Source organism: Acidobacteriota bacterium, from assembly GCA_028874215.1.
GTDB lineage: Bacteria > Acidobacteriota > UBA6911 > RPQK01 > JAJDTT01 > JAJDTT01.
Window position 1 is genome coordinate 1 of the sequence record JAPPLF010000056.1, and the last position, 5,104, is coordinate 5,104.

Here is a 5,104-nt window from a genome sequence, read left to right on the forward strand (position 1 = left end):
GACCTATCTGATTTATAATCAGTGAATTACGTCGATTCCATTCTGGAAGTTCAGTCTAGTGCCGGACGATTCCTGAAAATGGATGACTTGTGCAGGATCAAATTATGCGGGCTTATAGACATAACTACACGAGACTGCACGACTCGCCGTGCTAATGAAGTGGGCGTGTAGGGTTGGAGTCTGGCTCTCTCGTCAGTTACTCAGTCCCGACACCAGACCCGAATTCTTCCGCCGGCGCCCGCCACCACTGAGATATGGCGTTTGTTTCTTACCTGCTGAAAGCTCTCGCTTGGGCCACTTTTCTCCCGTGGTGGCTCTGGGTCTGCTGGTCCATCATTGACCGATCCTTCGAGTCGCGCTACCTCGCCGGCGTCGTATTGCCGGTGTTTCTCTGGACTGTGTACAGAACCATCAACAAGCGTGTCGAAGCCGCATTGACCGACGAGGAGCGTCTGAGACGTTACCACCAGAGTCTTGACCGCGGCAGCCGGTACATTCGGGCCAAGGCCAGGAACCAACGAAGGGACAACCGTTGAAAGTCCGGCTACCCCAGAGAAACGGAAGATGAGCAAGAGCACTCCGATCCAGATTAACACCATAACTGTCGTGGGTCCGGTGCGCGTCGGGTCCAGCGATGACCCGCAAAACCCGATCGAGCTTCGGCTCGGTCTGCAAAGTCAGAATCGAATCGGATACCGGGCCGGATCGCCCAGGTGGGCGAATCTTTCACGAACTCAGGCCCGAGCGCTAGCGTACTCGCTCCTGTCGGTCGCGGAGGAACCCGAGAAGGACGCTGAGTAAATGAAGTCCCTGACGGACAAGGACTACGGAACCATCGGCCTTGTCCTGACGTTCCCTATATGGCTCCCCTAGTGGCTTGCCTAAAGGTGATCGCCATCGGGGTGCGGTCTGTTCTCAAGATTATGGATCCGGATGCCAAGTAATCGCACCCAATGGGATCGGGGTCAGTCGCAGTCACTCCCCCTCGGCCCGGTGCGATGTCCGGGGGGCGATTTACTTGCTTCTTCATCGCCGCCCCCCTGGATCTTTGATTTGGAAGAGAGGCTTGCCATGGTGGCACTTCAAGAGAGTATCGGGTTTAGAACTGGCAGAGTTCGACTTGATCGATGTCCGATTAATCGAGGTTCTTGGAGCACCGGTCCGGCGTTGGGTCCGGTGGCCTCTCTTCCTTCCCCTTGTGTAGTCACGTCCACATTGCCCATCAGATTCTCGACGGAGGTAAGGCCGTGCAACCGAAAATGACCAAACGCCAATTCCTGCAATCCATCGGCGCCGTCTCCGGGGTTGCCGCCATGTACCGGAGCATGGACGCGCTGGGCATGGCGAGTCCCGTTGCGGCCGGGACGACCCAGTTCCAGTTGACACCGGCGCCGGGCTACGGGACGAGAGTCGTCATCCTGGGAGCCGGGGTCTCCGGTTTGGTTGCCGCCTACGAATTGTCGAAGGCGGGTTACGACTGCACGGTCTTGGAGGCCACCGGCCGCGCCGGAGGACGCAACCTCACGGCCCGGAGCGGAGACGTGATCGAGGAGGAGGACAGCCGGCAATGGGTTGACTTCGATGCCGAAGACCATCTCTACGTGAACCTTGGTCCAGCGCGCATCCCCTACCACCACACGACCATACTCGGGTATTGCCGGGAATTCGGAGTCGACCTTGAGGTCTTTACCAACGACAACCGGGCGGCTTTCTTCCACAACCAGGATCGTTTCGACGGGCCGGTCGTAGCCCGGCAGGTGATGACGGATAGCCGGGGGTATATTGCCGAACTCCTGGCCAAGGCGGTGAACCGCAACGCCCTGGACAGTGAGCTGACCGGCGAGGACAAGGAACTGATCCTTGAAATGCTCCGGAGCTATGGTGGCTTGGATCCGGATGATCTCTACGTGGGCTCAAGCCGCGGCGGTTATGTGGGACCTCATGTCCATGCCGGCCTGGTGCCGGGAGCGGTGAACGACCCCCTCGATCTAAGTCAACTGCTCAGGTCGGACTTCTGGAGATACAAGCTCCATTTCAGCCAGTTCCTCGATCAGAACCCCACCTTGTTGCAGCCCATCGGCGGAATGGACGCCATTGTGGCTGCCTTCAAAGAGCGTGTGGAGCCTCTCATCGTGTATCGGACCATCGTAGAGGAGATTCAGAATACGGCTGACGGCGTTCGTATCGTGTACCGGAGCCCGAGCGACATCGAGAGTACGACTGACGGCGTTCGTATCCAGTACGGGACTTGGAACGGCAGCATACGATCCTTGGAGGCGGACTTCGCAATCTGCACCATTCCGGCTCCGGTCCTGAGGGGCATCCCCAATAATTTCTCGCGGAGAGCGCAGAGGGCGATCGAGTCGATCGAGTTCACAAACGCGGTCAAGATCGGATTCCAGGCTCAGCGGCGTTTCTGGGAGGAAGACCATGCCATCTATGGAGGCATTTCGTGGACTGACCAGGACATTACGCAGATCTGGTATCCCGCATACGGCTATCATCGTGAAAAGGGGATCGTCCTAGGGGCCTATATCTGGGATTCCGAGCCCGGGATGCGCTACTCAGGCATGACGCCATTCGAACGCTTGCAATCTGCCATCGCCGAGGGCGAGCATATCCACACTGGCTATGGCGACGAGATGGAGTCGGGCGTGAGCCGCGCCTGGTCCAAGGTCCCATTCCAGCGGGGGGGCTGGCCGGAGAGCTACGAGCCGCCGGGACGGCTCAGAGGCCCCGATGGAAGGATCTATTTCGCCGGTGATCAATTGAGCGCCTTGCCCGGTTGGCAAGAAGGGGCCGCCCTAGCGGCGCAAGCCGCGGTGGCAGCGATCCAAGAACGGGTCACGATGACCTGAGACAGCGTACCCAGATCCTGCCGCATTGTGCGAAGGTTATGCGCTACCAGATCGTCCTCGGCTCACTTTGCCGAAGGGAGAACTTCGGCGGAGCAAAAGTGATTCCTACTCGGTGATCGGCGATTCCGCACGATTATGGTCAGCGCCGAGGGCCTCACCAGCCGGCCCGTGGACGACATCGCATTTCCCGGCAATGCTTCCAACCGCATTGCACCGCGCCCTCCGCGACCTGCTCGCCGTCAACGGGGATCTCCTTCCGTTCCATGGCTCCCGACGAATCGAATGCCTGCGTTCACCGGCGGTGATTTAGGACTCGACGCAATCTGGTCCATGATCCGCCTTTGAAGGTCCCCGACAATCGTGGGAGTCCGTGCTTCCCAGTTCCGGACATCAACGCTGTCTTCTTCGCGCCGGAGAATCCGGATGCCACCGAATTCCCATTCGACCATGTAGCCGGGAATGACGGTGGCCGGGTCGCCCGTGACGATGTGGCTGACCGATGCGCGAATCGATTCCACATCGGTGGCGATGGCTCGGCCCGTCCCCTGGTCGTAGAGCGGGACGTCATGATGCATGTAATAGTAGCCGGGAAGACCGAAGTAGGGGCGGTCCACCTGCCAGACCCCCTTGACTCCCGGCGCAACGGCAAGATATCGGTACGCGGCAAATATCGGGTCCTGCTCCGCCACGAATACAACAGCGCCGCTCTCGTTGGACCAGGCCTTGTATACGTTGCCTTGACCGGGAAGCGCATTCGCGAGCCCCGCAAACGAGACTGCGGCAAAGACGGATGCAGCCAGCGTCCCCACGCCGCTGGAAACCCTCGCGAATCGAGCCCAGATGTCCGATGCGATCAGGAGCCAGATTGGAATCGCGGTGAACACGAATCGGTACTCCTTGTGCGCCTGGAGGGAATGCATTGCCAAGACCAGGGCGATCAGCGCCAGCAGGAACCCGTAGCGCCGTGGGCGGAAGACGGCGGCTCCCGCCGCAAGCGCGCTGAGTCCGCCTCCGGCCACCAGCAGCCACTTGAGATACTGATACGGTGGGCTCTCGCCGGTGCGCATCTCACCGAGTACAAGATTGAACCGAATGTTCGTGACGTAGGAGTGGAACAGGCCGCCGTCCCACGTGACCGCATCGAACACGCCGATGGCCAGCATGAAGGCAGTGGCGGCGATGACGAGCTGCATCCGCTTCTTCGTGCGCACGAACAGCACTGCGAGCAGTCCCAGTGCCACCGGTGCGTATTGGAAGCGGACCGCGGAAGCGAACACGGCCAGAAAGGCAGAACACGGCACCGTCCAGGCATCCTGCGCGGACTGACGCGCCACCAAGGCGAGCAATGCCAGCAGCAGTGCCGTTGCCACGAACTCTGTCATAGGCTTGTGGGCGAAACCGGCCAGTTCGTACCAGAACGCGCCAGCCACGAGCGCCACTCTCGCGGACCGTTCGCAGAAATGTCTCCGCGCAAAGAAGTACATGCCCGCAGGTATGGCCAGCGAAACCACGCAGAATCCCAGCTTGACGCCCGCGACGTACCATGCCGGCTGGGCCGCTCCGGCCAATTCAAACAGCTTCAGCGCGCCGGCGATTGCCCCGGGCACCAGCCACGAGCGGGCTCCGTAGAAGTACTCCCAGTAGATCACCCCGTTTCCGAATGCAAGCCGATGCGCCGGCTCGAGGTACTGCATGATCTCGTCGGGATGCAGGACGAAGTCTCCTGCCAAGGCCACAGCCGCTCGAATCCCAAACGCCGCCGCAAGAACGATCGGAAGATATCTCCACGGCGGTTCTCCGGTTGCCTGGAGATGGAGCCAGTTTTCAAGGGATGAACGCGTATCCCTGTTTCGTTGACCGGTCCTGCGAATGCCCGAGCCTCGGTCGGAGTGCTGCGACACGACACGGCGCCCGCCGAATGGAGAGTTCGACGACCTCGGCCGCCGCGTTCTTTTTCGCGGTTTCTTCCGTGTTGCCATGGCCGTGTGGGAGCTGGTGTCGTGTCCCGTTAGTCCGTGTATGGCTATAGTCGGATCGTCGAGAACTGGAGCGCGCTCTTGATGGGTGCCGCCGAGGGCGTCGCCAAGATTACTGTACAGCGCTGGTTTTCGCTCTTTGGCATTAATGCGCATCTGGCCCAGACTTTCAAGCCCTCCCAGATCTTCAGGAATCATCTCCAGAATCCTTCCCGCAGGGATATTTTGGAAGGGAGCGCCCCCCCCAGGGGGTGTGGCGCAGATGTAAAT

4 protein-coding genes are annotated in these 5,104 nt (G+C 60.1%); 3 read left to right on the forward strand and 1 reads right to left on the reverse strand.

All coding sequences use genetic code 11. From position 1 onward, the window contains the following. Positions 1 to 254: 254 nt before the first annotated feature. A complete protein-coding gene (locus tag OXT71_10690) occupies positions 255 to 536 on the forward strand; it encodes a hypothetical protein (GenBank protein ID MDE2926852.1) in 282 nt (93 codons plus the stop codon). 711 nt (positions 537 to 1,247) lie between these two features. After that, positions 1,248 to 2,858 carry an FAD-dependent oxidoreductase gene (locus OXT71_10695; GenBank protein ID MDE2926853.1) on the forward strand — a complete coding sequence of 537 codons (1,611 nt, stop codon included), beginning with the start codon at positions 1,248 to 1,250 and terminating at the stop codon, positions 2,856 to 2,858. Between the two features lie 239 nt (positions 2,859 to 3,097). On the opposite strand, the gene OXT71_10700 is transcribed toward OXT71_10695, so the two are convergent. Further along, positions 3,098 to 4,837, reverse strand: a complete 1,740-nt coding sequence (locus OXT71_10700; protein ID MDE2926854.1) for a hypothetical protein — start codon at positions 4,835 to 4,837, stop codon at positions 3,098 to 3,100. 81 nt (positions 4,838 to 4,918) lie between these two features. On the opposite strand from OXT71_10700, the gene OXT71_10705 reads away from it, so the two are divergent. Further along, positions 4,919 to 5,104 (forward strand): hypothetical protein (locus tag OXT71_10705; protein ID MDE2926855.1); only part of this gene is annotated, 186 nt, incomplete at its 3' end.